Source organism: Thermanaeromonas toyohensis ToBE (assembly GCF_900176005.1).
In the GTDB taxonomy this organism is placed as follows: Bacteria; Bacillota; DSM-521; order Neomoorellales; family Neomoorellaceae; genus Thermanaeromonas; species Thermanaeromonas toyohensis.
Map to the genome: position 1 here is coordinate 1,749,601 of NZ_LT838272.1, position 19,864 is coordinate 1,769,464.

19 protein-coding genes are annotated in these 19,864 nt (G+C 45.1%); 15 read left to right on the forward strand and 4 right to left on the reverse strand.

What is annotated here, in order from left to right; genetic code table 11:
• The first annotated feature begins 138 nt into the window (after nucleotides 1-138).
• The 3 genes from rny to B9A14_RS09040 all read left to right on the forward strand — a co-directional run bounded on the left by rny (nucleotide 139) and on the right by B9A14_RS09040 (nucleotide 3,146).
• Nucleotides 139-1,671, forward strand: a complete 1,533-nt coding sequence (gene rny / locus B9A14_RS09030) for a ribonuclease Y (protein WP_084665381.1) — start codon at nucleotides 139-141, stop codon at nucleotides 1,669-1,671.
• Between the two features lie 108 nt (nucleotides 1,672-1,779).
• Nucleotides 1,780-2,298: a hypothetical protein gene (locus B9A14_RS09035; protein WP_084665382.1), complete on the forward strand. Its 519-nt coding sequence runs from the start codon at nucleotides 1,780-1,782 to the stop codon at nucleotides 2,296-2,298.
• Nucleotides 2,295-3,146 (forward strand): PHP domain-containing protein, encoded by an 852-nt coding sequence (locus tag B9A14_RS09040; protein WP_084665383.1) that lies wholly within the window; start codon nucleotides 2,295-2,297, stop codon nucleotides 3,144-3,146. Before B9A14_RS09035 ends, B9A14_RS09040 begins: the two co-directional genes overlap by 4 nt.
• Nucleotides 3,147-3,152: 6 nt before the next feature.
• Here B9A14_RS09040 and B9A14_RS17985 read toward each other — a convergent pair whose 3' ends face one another.
• Nucleotides 3,153-3,284: a hypothetical protein gene (locus B9A14_RS17985; protein ID WP_269456733.1), complete on the reverse strand. Its 132-nt coding sequence runs from the start codon at nucleotides 3,282-3,284 to the stop codon at nucleotides 3,153-3,155.
• Nucleotides 3,285-3,454: 170 nt separating this feature from the next.
• Here B9A14_RS17985 and thiS point away from each other — a divergent pair, with 170 nt between their 5' ends.
• From thiS to ilvD, 12 genes are all read left to right on the forward strand, one after another.
• On the forward strand, nucleotides 3,455-3,655 hold the full coding sequence (thiS, locus tag B9A14_RS09045) for a sulfur carrier protein ThiS (protein WP_084665384.1): 201 nt from the start codon (nucleotides 3,455-3,457) through the stop codon (nucleotides 3,653-3,655).
• A gap of 17 nt (nucleotides 3,656-3,672) precedes the next feature.
• The gene (locus tag B9A14_RS09050; protein ID WP_084665385.1) at nucleotides 3,673-4,164 is read left to right on the forward strand and encodes a 4Fe-4S dicluster domain-containing protein; all 492 of its coding nucleotides are present in this window, start codon (nucleotides 3,673-3,675) and stop codon (nucleotides 4,162-4,164) included.
• The gene (locus tag B9A14_RS09055) at nucleotides 4,152-5,972 is read left to right on the forward strand and encodes an aldehyde ferredoxin oxidoreductase family protein (protein WP_084665386.1); all 1,821 of its coding nucleotides are present in this window, start codon (nucleotides 4,152-4,154) and stop codon (nucleotides 5,970-5,972) included. Before B9A14_RS09050 ends, B9A14_RS09055 begins: the two co-directional genes overlap by 13 nt.
• Nucleotides 5,973-6,060: 88 nt before the next feature.
• Nucleotides 6,061-6,825 (forward strand): IclR family transcriptional regulator, encoded by a 765-nt coding sequence (locus tag B9A14_RS09060; RefSeq protein WP_172839122.1) that lies wholly within the window; start codon nucleotides 6,061-6,063, stop codon nucleotides 6,823-6,825.
• Nucleotides 6,826-6,894: 69 nt separating this feature from the next.
• On the forward strand, nucleotides 6,895-8,274 hold the full coding sequence (locus B9A14_RS09065; RefSeq protein WP_084665388.1) for a Na+/H+ antiporter NhaC family protein: 1,380 nt from the start codon (nucleotides 6,895-6,897) through the stop codon (nucleotides 8,272-8,274).
• 114 nt (nucleotides 8,275-8,388) lie between these two features.
• Nucleotides 8,389-9,666: a nickel-dependent lactate racemase family protein gene (locus tag B9A14_RS09070; RefSeq protein ID WP_084665389.1), complete on the forward strand. Its 1,278-nt coding sequence runs from the start codon at nucleotides 8,389-8,391 to the stop codon at nucleotides 9,664-9,666.
• 123 nt (nucleotides 9,667-9,789) lie between these two features.
• A complete protein-coding gene (locus tag B9A14_RS09075) occupies nucleotides 9,790-10,803 on the forward strand; it encodes a tripartite tricarboxylate transporter substrate binding protein (protein ID WP_084665390.1) in 1,014 nt (337 codons plus the stop codon).
• A gap of 89 nt (nucleotides 10,804-10,892) precedes the next feature.
• Entirely contained in the window at nucleotides 10,893-11,867 is a 975-nt protein-coding gene (locus tag B9A14_RS09080) for a phosphoglycerate dehydrogenase (protein WP_084665391.1), read from the forward strand.
• A gap of 6 nt (nucleotides 11,868-11,873) precedes the next feature.
• The gene (locus B9A14_RS09085) at nucleotides 11,874-12,365 is read left to right on the forward strand and encodes a tripartite tricarboxylate transporter TctB family protein (RefSeq protein WP_084665392.1); all 492 of its coding nucleotides are present in this window, start codon (nucleotides 11,874-11,876) and stop codon (nucleotides 12,363-12,365) included.
• A 16-nt stretch (nucleotides 12,366-12,381) separates the two neighbouring features.
• On the forward strand, nucleotides 12,382-13,893 hold the full coding sequence (locus B9A14_RS09090) for a tripartite tricarboxylate transporter permease (RefSeq protein ID WP_084665393.1): 1,512 nt from the start codon (nucleotides 12,382-12,384) through the stop codon (nucleotides 13,891-13,893).
• A gap of 51 nt (nucleotides 13,894-13,944) precedes the next feature.
• Nucleotides 13,945-14,841 carry a dihydrodipicolinate synthase family protein gene (locus B9A14_RS09095; RefSeq protein ID WP_172839123.1) on the forward strand — a complete coding sequence of 299 codons (897 nt, stop codon included), beginning with the start codon at nucleotides 13,945-13,947 and terminating at the stop codon, nucleotides 14,839-14,841.
• A gap of 24 nt (nucleotides 14,842-14,865) precedes the next feature.
• Complete coding sequence (gene ilvD, locus B9A14_RS09100; RefSeq protein ID WP_084665395.1) at nucleotides 14,866-16,539, forward strand: dihydroxy-acid dehydratase; 1,674 nt, start codon at nucleotides 14,866-14,868, stop codon at nucleotides 16,537-16,539.
• Nucleotides 16,540-16,584: 45 nt separating this feature from the next.
• On the opposite strand, the gene B9A14_RS09105 is transcribed toward ilvD, so the two are convergent.
• From B9A14_RS09105 to B9A14_RS09115, 3 genes are all read right to left on the reverse strand, one after another.
• Nucleotides 16,585-18,006 carry a lactate racemase domain-containing protein gene (locus B9A14_RS09105; protein WP_084665396.1) on the reverse strand — a complete coding sequence of 474 codons (1,422 nt, stop codon included), beginning with the start codon at nucleotides 18,004-18,006 and terminating at the stop codon, nucleotides 16,585-16,587.
• Nucleotides 18,003-18,911: an NAD(P)-dependent oxidoreductase gene (locus tag B9A14_RS09110; RefSeq protein WP_084665397.1), complete on the reverse strand. Its 909-nt coding sequence runs from the start codon at nucleotides 18,909-18,911 to the stop codon at nucleotides 18,003-18,005. The genes B9A14_RS09105 and B9A14_RS09110 overlap by 4 nt, the downstream gene beginning before the upstream one ends.
• Before the next feature lie 62 nt (nucleotides 18,912-18,973).
• Nucleotides 18,974-19,819 carry a class II fructose-bisphosphate aldolase gene (locus B9A14_RS09115; RefSeq protein WP_084665398.1) on the reverse strand — a complete coding sequence of 282 codons (846 nt, stop codon included), beginning with the start codon at nucleotides 19,817-19,819 and terminating at the stop codon, nucleotides 18,974-18,976.
• Between the last annotated feature and the right edge of the window lie 45 nt (nucleotides 19,820-19,864).

The window sequence follows — 19,864 nt, forward strand, 5'->3', positions numbered from 1 at the left end:
GTTTCCTGCTTTTTTAGCAGGGGGCAGTAAGCAAGGAGGGTGCATTTAGGCATCCTTCAAGGAAAAAATTGGTAGGATACCTTGCCGGAAGCCGGGTTTCTGCTCGGCTTTATTTTATGTTAAGGGGGTGAGAAGGATTTGGGTGGAATTATAAAGCTGATTTTAGCCTTAATAGTTAGCGCAGCTTTAGGCTATGCCCTTCGCAAATATTTGGTGGAAGTTAAAATAGCCTCTGCCCAAAAGACGGCAGCGGCTATTATTGAAGAAGCTAAGAAAGAAGCCGAAGCCAAAAAACGGGAGGCCTTGCTGGAAGCTAAAGAAGAGGCTCATCGCTTGCGCCATGAGCTAGAGCGAGAAAACAGGGAAAGGAGAAATGAGCTTCAGCGTCTTGAACGCCGCCTTTTGCAAAAAGAAGAGATGCTGGAACGTAAGGCGGAAAGTCTAGAAAGAAAGGAAGCTAGTCTTCACCGGCAAGAAGAGGAAATTCAGCGGATAAAACAGAATCTGGAGGAGCTTAAGCATAAGCAGGTGGCTGAGCTTGAACGATTGTCGGGCTTATCCACCGAAGAAGCTAAGGCTTTACTCCTTAAAAATGTAGAAGAAGAAATCCGTCATGAAGCAGCTATGCTTATTAAGCAGATAGAAACCGAAGCTAAGGAGGAGGCGGATAAGCGAGCTAAAGAGATTATTACCTTGGCTATCCAGCGCTGTGCCCCAGAGGTGGTAACTGAGACCACCGTTTCGGTAGTTAACCTACCTAGCGACGAAATGAAGGGCCGGATTATAGGGCGAGAAGGCCGTAACATCCGGACTTTAGAGACCCTAACAGGGGTAGATCTAATTATCGATGATACCCCAGAGGCTGTTATCTTATCTGCTTTTGATCCTATCCGACGAGAGGTAGCCCGTATTGCACTGGAGAAGCTTATAGCCGATGGTCGTATTCATCCAGCCCGTATAGAAGAGATGGTAGAGAAGGCTCAAAAGGAAATCGAACAGAGAATCCGGGAAGAAGGGGAAAGGGCAGCCTTTGAACTCGGCATCCATGGCCTTCATCCGGAGCTGATAAAACTTTTGGGGCGGCTTAAATATCGTACCAGTTATGGGCAGAATGTGCTTAAACATTCCATAGAGGTGGCTTTGCTAGCCGGGGCCATGGCTGCCGAACTAGGAGCCGATGTACAAGTGGCCAAGCGGGCAGGCCTGCTTCATGATATTGGCAAGGCTGTGGATTTTGAAGTGGAAGGACCCCATGTGAGCTTAGGGGTCGAACTGGCTAGAAAATATCGGGAGTCCCCTGAGGTAATCCATGCTATTGCTGCCCACCATGGCGATATTGAACCGCGGAGTATTGAAGCGGGCCTGGTCCAAGCCGCAGATGCCATTTCTGCTGCTCGGCCAGGAGCGAGAAAAGAGACCTTGGAAGCTTATATTAAGAGGTTACAGAAACTAGAGGAAATCGCAGATTCCTTTAGCGGGGTAGAAAAAGCTTATGCTATCCAGGCTGGCCGCGAGATCCGGATAATGGTGAAGCCAGATAAGATAGACGATCTAATGGCCGTACGACTAGCTAGGGATATTGTTAAAAAGATCGAGCAGGAGCTCGAATACCCAGGCCAGATCAAGGTTGTGGTTATTCGTGAGACGCGGGCTGTAGATTATGCCAAGTAAGAAGGAGGAAGAGGGTGTAGGAACTTATCCCTTAAAGCAGGATTTTTCCTTATTCATGCCGAACTTACCTTGTGGGAGGCTGTAAGCTTAAAGGTAGGTGGAGTGAGAATGGGCCTGAGATACCAATATGAGGGTGAAATTTCGGACAGCATCGGGCTTTTGATTTCTATCTTGGTCCGCTACCCCGAGGTAGGGACCATCAATTATGATCCTAGCGCCCAGGTCCTTAAGTTCTCCTTTATGCTGGCTGCCTCCTTGAAGGAAAAGGATCTTAAGGAGTTTTCCCGGCGCTTTACCCAATCCCTTTCTATTTATAACTCCCTTGAAGGGCATACCCCCCGAGTTATAAGCTTAAAGTACAATTTTTTTGATAGGTTAACGGTTTTAGAAGTACAGCGGGATGTAGAGACTCTTTCTCAAGGTGAGATCGGGTTAATAATGAGTTTAATACGCCAGGAATTTGAGGATACTTTACTTGCGGAAGCCAACGATAACTTCGGCGAAGAAGAACTAATGGTTCAAGAGGAGATAATAGATCATATGTTAGAAAGCATCAAGGGCGGGGGTGCCCAGAAAAAGCTTATCGCCTTCAGGGAAGAAGGGCGGGTGTTGGTATTTAACAAGTGAAAGGTCAAGGAGATCTCCATACCCACACCACAGCTTCAGATGGGCAGCTTAAGCCCCGGGAACTAGTCCGGCTAGCTAAAGAAAAGGGGCTAGCTGCCCTCGCTATTACGGACCATGATACTATAGATGGACTGGAGGAGGCCTTGGACGCTGGTCGGGATTACCAGGTAGAGGTCATCCCTGGTATAGAGCTGAGTACCGAGTGGGAAAACCGCGATGTTCACCTACTAGGTTATTATATTGACTTTCAAAGGGAGGAACTCCAAGAGTTTTTAATAAAATTGCAGGAAGCTAGATACCGCCGGGGCCAAGAAATGGTGGCCCGGTTACAGCGACTAGGCTATGACCTTACTTGGGAGGAAGTAACGCGCTTTGTAGGAGGGAAGGCAGTAGGGCGCCTCCATGTGGCCCAGGCTCTGGTGGATAAGGGCTTAGTTCCTTCTATAGAAATAGCTTTTGCCGAGCTTCTAGAACGGGGTCGTCCAGCGTATGTGCCTCGTTATAAGCTATCACCAGGAGAGGCTATAGGGCTTATCCGGATTTGGGGAGGTGTGGCGGTCCTAGCCCACCCTGGTCTTATTGGTTATGATGGAATAATTAAGGAGCTGGTGGGTAGGGGCCTCCAGGGGCTAGAAGTTTATTATCCCTTGCATAATGCGGAAACCACGGAACATTACTTTAACTTGGCCAAAGACTTAGGGTTACTTATTACAGGGGGCTCAGATTTCCACGGTGTACAAGATGAAGACCATGCTGAGCTAGGCGCAGTAACTGTGAGCGAAAAGGAGATAAACCTTCTTAAGGAATATGCTAGAAACACGCTAAGCACTATTCCTTTCCTAACCTAACCTGACCTACCCCCGACCAAGGGACAGAGGCCCAGGTTGGCGTCGCATGAGGTCAATGGTTCCCTCCTCTTTTGGTACCTCAGGGATGATGTTGGCAAAGGCGATATAATTGACCAGGCAGGCCCCTGGTTCGGCCATCTGGGCCGTCCTACTCTCTAGATTTTCTTGCTTTTTTACCCTTCCCGTTAAATTTTAGCTTATCTTATGCTACAATGAAGTCGAAACCCTTATGGTAAGAGGTATGACCATCTTCAAATCCAAAGGGTAAAAATTTGGTAAACAACTGAAGAAGCGGGAGGGGGTAAAATTTGCTTGAGGTTACTATAAATGGAGAGAAACTACAGGTTGAGAATGGGGTTACTTTAAAAGACTTGTTGCAACGTAAGGGTTTATTAACGCCTACAGTAACTACCATTTTAAATGGGCGTGTCTTATCCCCGAAGGAATATAGCGTAGTTCTTAAGCCGGGGGATGTTATAGATACCGCGAGTTACTTAGAAGGAGGCTAAGAGGAGAGGATTTAAGAATGAAGGTTTTAACGGTTTATCCTGAACGGTGTGTGGGTTGCCGTATTTGCGAGCAATGGTGCTCTTTTAAACATGAAGGCCAGGTTAATCCTACTAAGAGCCGTATTCATGTACTTAGGCTTCATGAGAAATATCTAAATATCCCGGTAACTTGTATGCAATGTGCTCAAAGCCCTTGTATCTCTGCCTGCCGAGAAGAAGCCTTGACTAAAGATCCTCAAACAGGGGCTATTTTAGTAAATGAAAAAAAATGTATTGGCTGCCGCAGATGTATCCGGGCTTGTCCTTATGGGGCCATTAGCTTGGATAAAATTAAAAAAGTAGTCTTGATTTGTGATCTCTGCGGAGGGGACCCCCAGTGTGTAGCCCATTGCCGAGAAAGGGCCATTGAATATATACCCTTTGCCTTGGCTGACCGTGGGTATAGGGAGGAATGTACGGAGGTTGTAGTTAGGATCATGGAGGGGGAAAGGAAGCTGTGGCAACCTTAAAGGGTCTCGCAGGACATATATTACGGGTTAATTTAACTACAGGCGATATAGCTAAAGAAGCTACTCCGGTGGAAATTTTCGCTGAATATATTGGAGGGCGTGGAGTTGGAGCCTACCTCCTGTTTAAGGAATTAAAACCCCATACTGATCCTCTAGGACCAGATAATAAGCTTATTTTTCTTACTGGCCCAGTAGAAGGCACTTTGGCCCCTGGATCCAACAAAATGACAGTAACTTTTCGTTCGCCTTTAACTGGGACTTATTCTTTTTCCCTCTGCGGGGGGCACCTGGCCCCAGAGCTTAAGTTTGCTGGGTATGACGGGATTATAATTGAGGGAAAGGCGAGCCACCCAGTTTACTTGTTTATAGACGATGATAAGGTAGAGCTAAGAGATGCTTCCCACTTATGGGGTAAGTTGACCCATGCTACTGAGGATGCCATCCGAACGGAACTAAGGGACAAGTCTATAAGGATAGCTTGTATAGGTCCGGCAGGAGAACGGTTATGCCGCTTCGCGTGTATTCAAAGCGATTATCATCGGGAATTCGGCCGGGGTGGGGCCGGGGCAGTAATGGGTGCTAAAAATCTAAAGGCTATAGCCATAAGGGGAACTAATGGGATAGAAGTAGCTGATCCAGCTTCTTTAGAAGCTTTGGTTGAAAAGTGTTATGAAATCTTAGCGAACAACCCTAAAGCCCAAGCCCGGCGTAGATACGGCACCCCAGAACTAGTGGATAGCACTAATGCCATGGGCTATTGGGGCACCCGTAACTTTACTACGGGGTATTTCGAGGCGGCAGAAAAGCTCAGCGGTAGCAGTATGGAAAAGAATATCTTTGTAGGCCATCTTTCTTGTTATGCCTGTCCTATAGCCTGCGGGAAAGTAAGCTATGTAAAATATGGGCCTTATGCTGGTACTAAAATCGAAGGCCCGGAGTTTGAATCTACAGGGCTTTTAGGAGCCAATTGTGGGGTAGATGATCTAGGGGCGTTGGTAAAGGCTGTGGAAATTTGCGATCTCTATGGCCTTGATACCATGTCTGCAGGAGCGGTAGTTTCTTTGGCTATGGAATGCTATGAAAAGGGAGTGCTTACTAAACAAGATACTGGGGGAATCGATCTTCGTTTCGGTCAGGGAGAGGCTTTAGTGGCTATTTTGGAAAAGATAGCCCAGCGCGAGGGTTTAGGTGATCTTCTGGCTGAGGGTTCTAAGAGAGCAGCAGAAAAGCTAGGGGTACCAGAGCTAGCTATGCAAGTAAAGGGTCAAGAATTTGCTACTTATGAACCCCGGGGTTTAAAAGGGATGGGATTAACCTATGCTATCTCTCCTAAAGGAGCCCATCATATGATTGCTCCTACCATGGGACCGGAGACAGCGGGAAATGGGAGTAAACGCTTAGAATATAAAGGGAAAGCAGCTTTGGTCCGTGAGATGCAGCTTCTTATGGCTATAGTAGACTCTTTGGCCCTATGCTCCTCTATGCGTTTTGCTTTAGGGCTTAAGGAACAGGTAGAGCTCTATAAAGCAGTAACGGGTAGGGATATAGATGAAAACAAGGCTTTAATATTAGCTGAGAAAATAGTGAATGTAGAGCGCCTTTTTAACTGGCGAGAAGGCTTCGATCGAAAACAGGATACTTTGCCGCCTAGGATGTTAGAAGAGCCTATGCCTTCTGGGCCTAGCCAGGGTCAAGTGGTTGAACTTGAGGCCATGCTGGATGAGTATTATGATCTTATGGGCTGGGATCGCCAGGGATATCCTACTAGAGGTAAGCTTGAAGAACTGGGTTTGGTAGGATTGCTGTGATAGTGAAAGGATGGGAGGAATTATTAAAAACCTGACGAAAACATTTCAAAAGAGAAAAGAAGGGGAATTAATAGGGAAGGGAAACGGAATGACTACTAAGGATCCTATGCCAGTTAAAACACTAGAAGTACTCGAAATATTAGCCTCGGCACGGGAAGGACTAGGGGTTACCGAGATTAGCCGTACTTTAAATTTAAGCAAAAGCACTGTTCATCGTATCCTTACGGCCCTGTCCCATAAACAATATGTATGGAAAGATGAGGTAACAAGGCGCTATAAGCTGGGGTTTAAACTTCTTCTCTTATCTAGCCAGGTTTTAGATTCCCTAGAATTAAGACAAATAGCACGTGCTGAACTGGTAGACCTGGCTAATAAAAGCCGAGAGACAGTACATTTAGTTTGGCTAGATGGAGACGAAGGAGTTTATATTGAAAAAATAGATACTCCTGAAACAATAGGGCTTTTATCCCGGATCGGTAAAAGAGCACCCCTTTATTCTACTGCTGTAGGGAAAGCCATGCTGGCCTTTATGAGTGAAGAGCGGTTAAATTCTTACTTTCGTCGTGTACCCTTAGTGCCCTTGACCCCCCATACCATTGTAGATGAAGGGAAACTAAGGGAGTATCTTTTCAGGGTGCGCGAACAAGGTTTTGCCCTTGATTGTGAGGAAAATCGTGAAGGAGTTATATGTGTAGCAGCTCCTATTTTCCAAGCTGATGGCAAAGTTATTGCCGCAGTTAGTATTTCGGGGCCTAGTTTTCGCTTTTCTGTGGAAAGGGCTAAAGAGTTGGCCCCGGTAGTAAAAGAGGCTGCTAAGAGGATTTCCAGGAAACTAGGGTTTCCGGGGGACTAGCAGGAGGATTTTAAGGGAGAAGAGTAAGAAATTTGGCCTTTAACCGGAAGTTCAGGATGTGACCCTAAAATGAATAGAGAAAATGCTCATCCCCCTACAGGTATTCAAATAGGTTTACTTTTGGTAGTTTGCTATCTGCTAATTATAGTATTTGTTTACCACCATATAAATCTGGTACCAGCGTTTTTACTTAACATTATTTTTACCATCCTATTTGGTACACGGTTAGGTTATAAATGGCATGATATAGAAAAACGGCTTGCTTATTGTGCAACGGAAGCTTTTAGTACTTTTATTATGATACTAGCTGTTGGCCTCACCATTGGCATTTGGATAGCTTCTGGAGTACTTCCTGCTCTGTTGTATTATGGTGTAACTTATATTTCACCTCAACTTTATCTAACCGAAGCCTTCATTATTTCCCTGGTAACCTCTGTAGCTCTAGGCTCGATTATTGCAGCGTTGGGTACAGCAGGGATTCTTCTTTTAAGTATCGGGGCTACGCTTAATATATCTTTAGCTCTAGCTGGAGGGGTTATTCTCTCCGGAGCCATAGCTGGTAATATTTTATCACCTTTATCGGAAATGGTAATTTTAGCTGTATCCATCGCCCAAAGTAATTTACGGAGATACTTAGTTAATACCGGTCGCATGGTAGGCATTTCCATTTTAATAGCTGTTTTACTTTATAGCGTATTAAATTTATATATTCCTCAAGTTGATATACAAAACGCTATACTCCAGAAAAAGCAGCAGATGCTTATGAATTATAATATCAACCCCCTTTTACTATTTCCTTTAGTTTTAATGTTGGCCTTAAGTATAACCCGAACGCCCCTGTTGTTAAGCCTTTTTTTAAATATAATTGTTAGTGTTTTACTAGGTTTTCTCACCCAGCCCTATTTTACTATCGACAAAATTCTAGGTGTAATTTCCGGTAGTTTTCCATTGACTGGAATAGATTTCCTAGATTCCTTGGTTTCGAGAGGCAATCTTAACAATTATATGGGTGTAAGTGTGTTGGTACTCCTGGCCGGCTCTTGGGGTATGCTTCTTAAGGAATTAGGAGTAGTGGAATGGGGTTTAGCAAGATTTTTGATAGGGGGAGGAAACTCTTGTAAAGATTTAATGTTAAGGGCTATGGGTATGGCTTTTTTGCTGGGAGTTATCACTTGTGCCGTTATCCCTAGTGTTGTTATTTCCGGCGGGTATTTTCGGGAAAAATTTAAGCAGGCCCAGGTGGATACCGCTCATCTCTCCCGCCTATTATTAGAGCAAACCTTGGTTTTAGCCCCCTTTTTCCCCTGGACTAATTTATATTTTATGATCCAGGCTGCTTTAGGAATTAACCCTATAGTAAGTGCTCCCTACTATTTTATCGGTTGGTTGGTCCCCTTGATATCTACTTGTTGGCTTTTACTGCTGCCAAGAGGTAAGTGTTTAAAATAATTCACTATGCAATTGGAATAACCGGGAAGGAATTATCCGGGTTATGTCGAATATAATTATTAAATGAGAAACGTTGTTTCATATTTGATACAAAAGGGGTTATAACTTCAAAAAATGCCTATAGTTCATTTTAGCAATCCTCTTTTTGCCTCCCTTCTAATTGATGAAAAAATTTCAGTTGAGGAGTTTTATCCCCGTGAGGCTGGTGAGTGGTGTGTAGTAGATGAAGACAGCCTTATTGCCGAAGCGTTAGATAATCCCATAGGTACTCCGGCTCTTAGTGAGAGGTTATCCCCTGATCAACAAGTATTGATTATTGTAGATGACAATACCAGAACCACACCGGTAAACCGTATTTTGCCTCACGTGTTAGATAGAATAAAAAAGGCAGGGGTACCCTCCGAACACATTAAATTTCTCGTGGCACTAGGAACCCATCGTCCTTTAAAGGAGGAGGAATTAAACCGAAAACTGGGGTCAGAGATATGCCAGAAGTATTTAGTCTATAATCATAATTGGCAGGATAGGAATTCTTTAATAAATATTGGTAGGACCCCTTCAGGTATTGATATCTGGATTAACCAGCACTTAAGGGAATCTGATTTTATAATCGGTATAGGCCATATCGTACCTCATAGGGTGGCTGGTTACAGCGGCGGAGGCAAGATTATTCAACCCGGCGTTTGCGGCCCTATCACTACGGGCCAAACCCATTGGCTTAGCGCTTATTATTCGGCTGGCGAAATTTTGGGCAGGCCAGATAATCCGGTAAGAAAGGAAATAGAAGAAGTAGCCCTAAGAGCAGGCTTAAAATTTATCCTTAATGTAGTACAAGATAAGACCGGCCGGGTAGTTGGAGCCTTCGCCGGGGATCCTATCAAAGCCCATCGGGAAGGATGTAAGTTAGCTCAGAGGATGTATGGAGTCCCTATTAAAGAAAAGGCGGACATAGTAATAGCTGAAGCCTTTCCCGCTGAATTAGAGCTGTGGCAGGCCACTAAAGCATTGCAAGCGGCAGATATGGTGGTTAAGCCAGGTGGGGTTATAATTTTGCTAGCTGAATGCCCTGAAGGTATATCTAAAAGCCATGGGGAACTGATACTAAAATACGGATTTAAATCTTTACCAGAGGTAGAAAAACTAATAGCTAATAAAGAAATAACCGATTTAAATGTAGCTTCTTATTTAGCTCGAGTAGGTAATATTGTTAACAAAGTAAAAGTTATTTTAGTAAGCAAAGGAATTTCCGCCCTCGAGGCCCGTACATTGGGATTTTATAGTGCTCCTAGCCCGCAAGAAGCTTTAGACATAGCCTTAAAATTTATCGGCAAGGGCGAGAGGATTATCGTTTTACATAATGGTAGCGAAATTTTACCACTTATTCGGAAATAAAAGGGAGGGATAGCAAGCATAATTAAGGTAAGGGGTTGAAGACAAAGTTGAAGACAAAAGAGAATAAAAGGAAATCTATTTACAAAGTAACAATTTCCCTAAAAACCGAGAGGAGGATAGAGGATGAAACGCTTGAATAAAGTAGCATTGGTTTTCTTGAGTCTTTTTGTAATATTGGGCCTTCTCATTACAGCTTGCGGGTCCAAACAACAGAGTGGTGGCCAAACTGCTTCCACTTCCAAATATCCCGAGAAAGAAATTACCTTAATTTGCCCTTGGCCCCCGGGAGGATCTAGCGACATAATATCACGAGCCATAGCTCAGGTAGCTAGCAAGTATTTGAATAAACCTATGGTAGTTGTTAATCGCGAGGGCGCCAACGGAATGATAGCTACTACCGAATTAGCTAAGACCAATCCTGACGGGTATACCATTGCCTTAGGGGCTAGCGGATTATTTGTAACCCAGCCTTTCGTGCAAAAAAATCTGGGATATAAGCAGGACGATTTCGAATTCTTGATTGGCCTTACTAATGAACCCATTTTACTTACTATAAACGCTGGTTCCCCTTATAATACGCTGGAAGATTTAATTAAAGATGCCAAAGAAAAGAATAAAGTAATACGCTATAGCAATTCGGGTATGGGGGGTATTCCTCAACTGTGCCTGGATTATTTATTCCAATTGGCTGGCGTTAAATCCCAACCTGTACCCTTCAAAGGCGGTGCTCCGGCTTTGACTGCAATCTTGGGAGGCCATGTGGATGCTGCTGCCTCCCATCCAGGTGAGGCTATACCTCATATTAAAGCAGGTAAGTTACGGCCCTTAGCTATATCTTCTACCCAAAGATTCCCTGCCTTACCTGATGTTCCTACCATGAAGGAAAAAGGCTTTGATATCGATATGGGTGTTAAGAAGTTCGTTTTTGCTCCCAAAGGCTTGCCCGAGGAAGCCCGGAAAGTGTTGATAGATGTTTTGCAAAAAGTAGCTAGCGACCCTGAATTTAAGAAAACCATGGAAGATAATAACCTAATGCTAGAAGTAATGAGCGGGAAAGAAGTTGTGGAGTACTTTAATAAACAAGCTCCGATTATGAAGAAATTAATCGAGTCCATGCCCCAGATAGAAGCCAAATAATTTTACAATTTTATGCTTGGGAGGCGGATACATTTCCGCCTTCCTTCTTACAAACAAAGTATTTTTAAATGCGATAAAGGAAGGTGGGTATGTTCAAAATTTTAATCACTGCTCGCGTATTTGGCCGTTACTCCCGTGAACCGTTCCAGATACTAGAAAGAGGTAACTGTCAAATAGTTCCCAACCCCTGGCCGGGTAAAAAACTTAAAGAGGCAGAAATGTTATCCTTAGTGGGAAATGTAGATGGGATTATCTGCGGCGAAGATGAACTCACAGAGAGAGTTATAGCTGCAGCCCCGCAGTTAAAGGTGATTTCTAAATTTGGCGTCGGCGTAGATAAAATCGATGTGGCAGCAGCTACTCGGCGTAAAATTGCTGTTTGCAATACACCAGGAGCTAATAGTGAAAGTGTAGCAGATATGACCTTTTGCTTGCTTTTAGGTGCAGCGAGAAGGATAGCCTTAGCCGACCGCCAAGTTCGCCAGGGTCTATGGGAACCCATTGTAGGCCTTGAGCTGTGGAAGAAGACCCTGGGTATTATCGGATTAGGGAAGATTGGAAAGGCAGTAGCCCGCCGGGCCAAGGGTTTCGAGATGCGGATTTTGGCTTATGATACCTGCCCTGACATAGACTTCATACAAAAAGAAGGAATCGAGTTGGTAACTTTAAAAGAACTTTTAAGCCGGGCGGACTTTATCTCCCTCCATCTACCGGCTACCCCCGAAACTAAAGGCTTAATCGGTGCGGAGGAATTGGCTCTTATAAAACCCGGAGCCATTTTAGTGAACACAGCCCGGGGTGATATTATAGATGAGGCCGCCCTTTACACTGCATTGAAGGAAGGGAAATTAAGCGGGGCCGGTTTAGATGTTTTTGCAGAAGAGCCTCCAAATCCTTCCTCTTCCTTGTTTGAACTCCCCCAGGTGGTCGTATCCCCTCATAGCGGTGCCCATACCGTAGAAGCGATTGATAGAATGGGGGTTATGGCTGCTCAAAATTTGGTCAAGGTGCTTAAAGGTGAACCTCCTTTAGCTATAGTTAATCCGGAGGTTTTAGGGGGTTAAGTGAGTATGACTAGAATATCAGGTAACATGGCCGGTGCTCTGACTATAGGAATAATAACTGCAGTTTATTTATATGAAGCGTTTAAACTACCTTTTGGCTCGGCAGCAGCACCGGGAATGGGTTTTATGCCGGTGTTGACAGGAATGAGCGTGATTTTACTCTGTCTAATGCTTCTCGCTAAAGAACTTTTATTTTCTCAAGCTCCCACTTCCTCTAGTGTCCAGGAAAGGGATTTATGGGAGGAAGAAGAGGGAGGTGAAAGTTCGGGTTATAGAAAGCCTTTAATGCTTATTATAATTCTGTTGCTTTACCCTTTGGCTCTAACTTATTTAGGCTTCATCATATCCAGTATCCTCCTATTATATACCAGTTTAAGGATAATGGAATACCGGAACTGGTTGATATGCCTGGCAGTGGCAGTGTTAACAGCTGTTGTGGCTAATATCGTTTTTTCCCATTGGTTAGGCATTTATTTCCCCAAGGGCATTCTGGGATAGGGGGGCAACTTAAGCAGTGGAAGGATTGTTACATGGTTTTGCTGTAGCTTTGACACCCACAAATCTTTTATTCGCCCTTATCGGTGCTTTTCTAGGTACCTTGGTCGGTGTTTTACCGGGAATTGGGCCTATTGGTTCTATGGCCTTACTCCTAGGGGTCACCTATGGCTTACCCCCGGCTACCGCCTTGATTATGTTTGCTGGTATTTACTATGGATCCATGTACGGTGGTTCCACCACCTCTATCTTAGTAAATATACCTGGGGAAGCCAGCTCTGTAGTCACCTGTATCGATGGCTATAAAATGGCCCGCAAAGGGAGGGCGGGAGCGGCCCTTTTTTTGGCGGCTGTAGGTTCATTTGTGGCCGGGACCATCGCTTTGGTAATATTAACCTTTCTTGCTCCTAAGCTGGCTGAAGTAGCCCTTAAATTCGGACCTCCTGAGTATTTCGCTATTGCTGTCTTCGGTTTACTAGTGTTGTCTCAATTAAGTGGCCAGGGATTATTGAAATCCCTCATCATGGTAGGCGCTGGTTTGCTTTTAGGAACCATAGGTCTAGATATTATTACAGGTCAGCCGCGCCTAACCTTCGGGTTTGTTGAGCTCCAAAAAGGGATAGATTTTGTTCCCATTGCCATGGGTTTATTTGGGATTGCCGAGGTATTGCAGGTAGCGGAAGAAAAATTAGCGGAAAAGAAAGATATTATAAAGGTCAAGCTGAGGGAACTGTTGCCCAACCGGATGGAATTCAGGCGTTCCGTTGGACCTATAATAAGGGCCTCCTTCTTGGGTTTCTTCACCGGGTTAATTCCGGGGCCTGCAGCAGTTATCTCCACTTTCTTGTCCTATACTTTAGAGCGCAAGATAAGTAAGTATCAGAAAGAGTTTGGCCACGGCGCCCCGGAAGGGGTAGCAGGGCCCGAGGCAGCAAACAATGCTGCGGCTGTAGGAGCCTTTGTTCCCCTTCTGTCCTTAGGTATCCCTTTTGCCCCGCCTACAGCCCTTTTGCTCTCGGCCATGATGATCCACGGGGTTACTCCCGGGCCGCTTCTGGTAAAGGAACACCCTGAAATCTTCTGGGGCGTAATTGCCAGTATGTATATAGGAAATTTAATGCTCTTGGTATTAAACCTTCCTTTGGTAGGCTTATTTGTTAATGTTTTACGCATCCCAAAGAATCTGTTAATGTCTATTATCCTTCTTTTATGTGTGGTAGGTGCTTTTGCAGTCAATAATTCGGTTACTGATATTTGGATTATGTTTATAGCTGGCATTGCAGGTTATATCCTACGGAAGTGGCGTTTCTCTGTGGCCCCTCTTGTTTTGGCACTGGTCATTGGGCCCATGCTGGAAGACTCTTTACGCCAGTCTTTGATGCTTTCCGGAGGGAAGTTTGGCATATTCCTGGCCAGCTCTATATCCCGCAGCCTATTTATACTGGCCGGTGCTATTGTAGTTATGCCTCCTGTAGTGAGATGGTTTAAGAAGAGGTTAAAGGGCGCTACCAGTACCAGCCTTTCTAAATAAGCCATTTTACCAGTCTTCAGAACAAAAATGATTTTTAGGAGGGATATATCTTTGAATTACAAAAAAGTAGAAGGTATTGTTGCTGCTATAGTTACACCCCTAACAGAAGATGGCAAGCTTAACACCCAAGAGCTAGTTGAGTTGACCAATTTTTTAATTGAAAAAGGGATTCATGGCATATTTCCCTGCGGTTCTACAGGAGAAGGGGTTCTTTTATCCTTGGAAGAGAGAAAGAAAGTAGCGGAGATAACAGTAAAGGAGGCGGCCGGACGGGTACCTGTTATTATCCATACAGGTTCTTTGGACTTAAATGAAGCCCTTGAACTTACCCTTCACGCGCGAGATATCGGAGCCGACGGAGCAGCGCTGATTCCCCCATACTATTATACAGTGGATGACCCTATTATTTTGGATTACTACAGTACAATAGCTAAGCGGGTTTCAGAATTCCCCCTTTATGTTTACAACATACCTGGCAATGTAAAAAACGCTATATCACCCAAGATTTTGGCCAGGTTACAATCCGAACATCCCAATATTGTAGGTATTAAGGATAGTAGCATGGATTTCATGAACTTCATTAATTTTAAACAGCAGATGCCCGAGGACTTCTGTATTCTCATGGGCAACGACGCTCAGATTTACGCCTCCCTTCTTATGGGCGGTAGCGGGGCGGTAGCGGCAACAGCTACTGTGTTCCCGGAGCCGGTAGTGGAAATTTACGAAAGCCTTAAGGCCAAAGATATGGAAAGGGCCTTAAAAGCCCAGGATATAGTCATTAAGTTGCGGGCAATTTTTAGAAGCTATCCTCCTATTGCCCCTTATAAAGAAGCGTTGAAATTCAGGGGAATAAATGGCGGGATACCCCATCCACCCTTACGTCCTCTTACCCCAGAAGAAAGCCAAAAGCTAAGGGCTGAATTAGAAGCGTTAGGGTTACTAGATTAAGGAAAGCGGAGGAAGCAAATCAAGATGATTACTAAGGAACGCAGATATCGCAGTTGGGAAGTAGTAGAAGGTATAGATCGCGGGGGCCCCCGGGCACATTTAAAAAACATAGGTTTGCTTCCTGAAGAGATGAAGAAACCTTTCATCGGCATTGTCAATACTTATAGCGAGATGCATCCTGGGCATTTTCATCTTAATGAATTGGTTAAATACGTTAAAGATGGGATTTATGCAGCTGGGGGCATTCCCTTTGAGTTCGGTACTATTGCTATTTGTGATGGTTTTTCCCAGGCTAATAAAGGCATGTGTTACGTACTACCTAGCCGGGAAGTCATTGCCGATTCTATTGAAGTAATGGTGGAAGCCCAGCGGTTTGATGGTTTGGTTTTAGTAGGCGGATGCGATAAGATTGTCCCAGCCTTGCTTATGGCAGCTGCGCGGTTAGACCTGCCGGCCATTGTTGTTACGGGTGGCCCCATGTTACCAGGTCGCTACGGAGGGCGAGAGTGGGCTACCTATGAACTAAAGGAAGCTGCAGGGAGACTTAAGTGCGGCCTTCTAACCCAGGAAGAATTGGAGGAGATGGAGGATTGCCTTTCCCCTGTGGCTGGTTCTTGCGCTATGATGGGAACCGCCAACACCATGTCCATTGTTGCCGAGGTTTTAGGCATGACCTTGCCTGGCTGTGCTACTGCCCATGCTGTAGAGGGGAAAAAAAGGCGCCTGGCTAAAGCTAGCGGTTATCGTATAGTGGAATTGGTTAATGCTGGTTTTAAGCCTAGCTCTATATTAACAAGGGAAGCCTTTTTCAATGCTATCCGAGTGGCCATGGCAGTAGGAGGTTCTACCAATTGCCTATTGCATATTCCGGCCATTGCTTATGAATTGGGTATAGAGATTACCCTTGATGACTTTGAAAAAATAAGTAGTTCTACACCTTATCTGGCTAAAATCAAACCCAGCGGCCCTTACACCTTAAAAGACCTAGAAGATGCTGGTGGGGTACCAGCCTTAATGAAGGAGTTAGGGCCCCTCTTGGACGGTTCCCAGCAGACAGTAAGCGGGCTAACCATTGGCCAGATAGCAGCCGCAGCTAAAAATAAGAATCCGGAAGTAATACGCTGTATTTCCCGTGCCTACAGCCCCCAGGGGAGCTTGGCTATACTTAAAGGTAATTTAGCTCCCCGGGGGTCGGTGGTAAAACAAACGGCAGTAATGCCCTCTATGCTCCGCCACCAGGGGCCGGCCAGGGTTTTTAACAGCGAAGAGGAGGCCAACGCTGCTATTCTAGGGGGATATATTAACCCCGGGGATGTAATTGTGATTCGCTATGAAGGCCCCAAAGGTGGTCCAGGCATGCGGGAGATGCTTACGGCTACTTCTTACCTGGTGGGAATGGGGCTGGAGGATGTGGCTTTAGTGACCGACGGCCGTTTTTCCGGCGCTACCCGGGGGCCTGTAGTGGGCCATGTTTCTCCCGAAGCGGCTTGCGGTGGCTTGATCGGTCTGGTAGAAGATGGGGATCAAATTTTAATTGATATTCCAGGACGTAAGTTAGAACTATTAGTGCCCGAGGAGGAAATCAATCGCCGTCGGGCTAACTGGCGCCCCCCCAGACCCAAAGTAAATAAAGGTTATCTCTGGCGTTATATCCATCTAGTTAGTTCAGCGGATGAAGGAGCTATATTAAAGATATAAATTAATAATAAAGTAACTAACCCCAGGGGAGTAACCGCCTGGGGTTTATTTACGCTTAAGGTGTACGGCCACTTTCAAGAAGAACTCTGGTAAAACCAATATCCGAGGGTTTTTACCTACGTACTTCTCTGCTTTTTTTAAAGCCTCGCTAAAAGTATTAGTAGGTATACAGCCCATAGCCCGGGCATAACCTGGTTTTCTGGCACCGGGAATGAAAATCGCGCTGGTATGTTTTAAAGCAATTGTACCCATGGAAACCATGGAAAGGGCGTGAAAGGGGTGATAGCCATAGGCATATCGATACTTATATATATCCTCCGGGTCATGGGAAATCTCATCTTCAAAACGGGTTGCTTCAGCAAAGTCGGATATGTCCTGTAATTTATTAAATACCTTCCGGTAAGACGGGAACCATTCATCGTTGAACCACCCGTCGCAGAGGGAAGGGGCAATGATTACCCCGCCCTCCTGGAATACATCAAAGTGTCGTACTACATTTGCACCAATAGCCTGAAGCATGAGGATAGGGTTAGTCCCCATGCCGGGACCATAGTGGAATGTACGAGGCAAACCGAAAACCATAATATCAAATTTATCTTTAACATCGAGGTAAACATTAGTGCGTCGTTCAGCCAGCTGCCAGCTAGCTTCTTGTACTTCCTTGGCGCTGCCCGCGTATACTCCTAATACTTGAGAGTTAGTACCAAGGACGGCATCAACACAGAAAAATTTCTTGCCCATTCCCCTTTCAATGGCCTGGCCAATGGAATCAAATTGCTTGCGCATTAAGCTTTTTTCTGTATTGACAGGTAAGAAATCATCGCGATGCATAGTATCGGGGCAGTGATGGCAACGGATAGAACGCCAGGTAGTAACCCCGGTTACACACATTTTGTACCCACCACTATATCCCCCGTAAGGGTTTCCCTGGACATGGCCGATCATTATAGCCAAGTCCGCTTCTGCTATATGGCGGTTTACATTTACTACATTGCCCATATCATCATACCCATATTCTACAATGCCTTCCGGATCTTCAGCATCATGCATAAGGAGTCTATCAGGCCAAAAAGCATCCACAATTTCTGGGCCCAGGTACCAGTAGAGCTCTTGCTTGGTATTTTTCCGGTGAAGCCCCATGGCACAGAGTAAAATAATGTTTTTCTTTTCCACTCCTGCTTTAAGTAATTCTTCTACAATTATGGGAATGCATACTCGACGATGGGCCTGGGGATGAGCACCGCCTTTGACACGATCGGGAAAAGCTATGACTACCTTCTTAGCTTTGCGAGCCAGCTCCCTTAAAGGAGGCATACCTAGTGGATGGGCTAAAGCGTGGCGGGTGGCCTCCCAAGGGTCTACTTCGGGAGGATCTACGTTGTCCCTTCCCAAATGGAAAATAGTAGCTGACTCGGGTACTTCAATAAGCATTTTAGAATCACCATATTCTACCAGAACTTCTTTCATTTTTTACCCCCTCCTTTAACTTCTCCAGAAATGGTACGGCCTATAAATTCTTCATACACCTTCACCGCGCTGCTGGTATCTTCGTTTCCTAATCCTTTGGCTCGGGCCATCTCATTTACTAATTGATTGGAATGGCCCACTATAACTGGTACCCCTGCCCTTTGAGCCATCTCAAGGGCTAACTTTAAATCTTTATGTAATAGATCAATGGTGAAAAGAGGGGTAAAATCACGGTTTATCATCTTAGGGCCTAGCTCAATAAAAAGATTGCTTACCGAGGCAGCGCCACTAGTGGCAATGGTATCATAGAGAACCTTGGGATCCATCCCTAGCTTAGCGCAGATGGCCATAATCTCAGCTGTAACAGCGTTAATGGCACCAAACATCATATTATTGAGGAGTTTAATAATATTACCGTGTCCGGAGGGACCCACATGGATAATTTTTTTGGCTAGCTTTTCTAAAATAGGCCGAACTTTATCTAAATATACTACCTCACCACCTACAGGGAGGGTCCAGTTACCACAAGCTTGGGGACGCCCGAGAACGGGAGCATCCAAATATCCTACACCTTTTTCTTTGGCCAAGGCTGCATTCCGCTGGGTGGTAAAGGGATCAACTGTACTCAGATCTACAATTACATGACCAGGTTGACTGCCTGCTAGCACTCCTTCTGCTTCTTGGACGACACCTTCCACATCGTTGGGTAAGGGTAATGAAAGCAGAATAATACTGGCTATTTCTGCTACTTGGCGGGGAGATCTAGCAGGTGAAGCTCCTATTTCCTGGGCTCGAGCTAGGGCTGAAGGGTTAATATCAAAGGCTATAACTTCATACCCGTTGGTGAGCAATTTCCGGGCCATTTGGCTACCCATAGTGCCTACCCCAATAAGGCCCACTTTCATTTTTATCCCCCCTAATAGGTATGCTGGTTAATACCAGATTTTAAAATAAAGATACCATATTATTATATCCTATTAGATGCACCGCAAAGCTGTATTTTCTCTTTCACTACTTTTACGACCGCTTTTCGTGCAACTTGGGCTGCTTTCCAAGGTTCCTGGTATCCTTGATTTAAGGCTTCCTGCATGGCCTTGGCCCAAGCCATTTTTAATTCTGTACCGATGTTGACTTTCGAGATGCCACAAGATATGGCTTCTTTGAGCATCGCTTCGGGTAACCCAGAACCCCCATGTAAAACTAAGGGAATATCCACAAGTTTTCTAATTTCTAAAAGCCGGTTAAAATCTATTTTGGGTTCTGAATGGTAAATACCATGGGCAGTACCTACAGCTGGAGCTAAGGCATCGATACCACTTTTTTCTACTAAAAGTACCGCTTCTTGGGGATCAGCTAATCTAGCGCTCTTATTACCTTGTTCAACTTCATCTTCCACCCCCCCTATATGACCTAGCTCGGCTTCGGCTGTAGCCCCTACAGCATGAGCTGCCTCAGCTGCTTGGCGGGAAAGAGCGATATTTTCCTCTAAAGGTAACCTTGAAGCATCGATCATTACTGAAGTAAACCCATGGGCCAGGGCCCATATTACCCAGCGCAAGTTATCGCTATGATCGAGATGTAGGGCTACGGGGATTTTAGAATTTGTAGCTGCTTCGCGGGCCATAGCAGCTGCGGCTACTGGTCCGATTTTAGCTAGGTAAGTAGGAGTGATCTGGATGATGACTGGGGCTCTTTCTTCTTCAGCCCCTTCTAAGATGGCTTGTAAGATTTCTAGGTTATGGAAATTAAAAGCAGGAACAGCATAACGTCTTTCTTGGGCTTGTTTTAGTAGTTGGGCAGCCGGGATTAACAATTTTTAGCCTCTCCCCAAAAAACTATTGACGGAAATTATATTAGC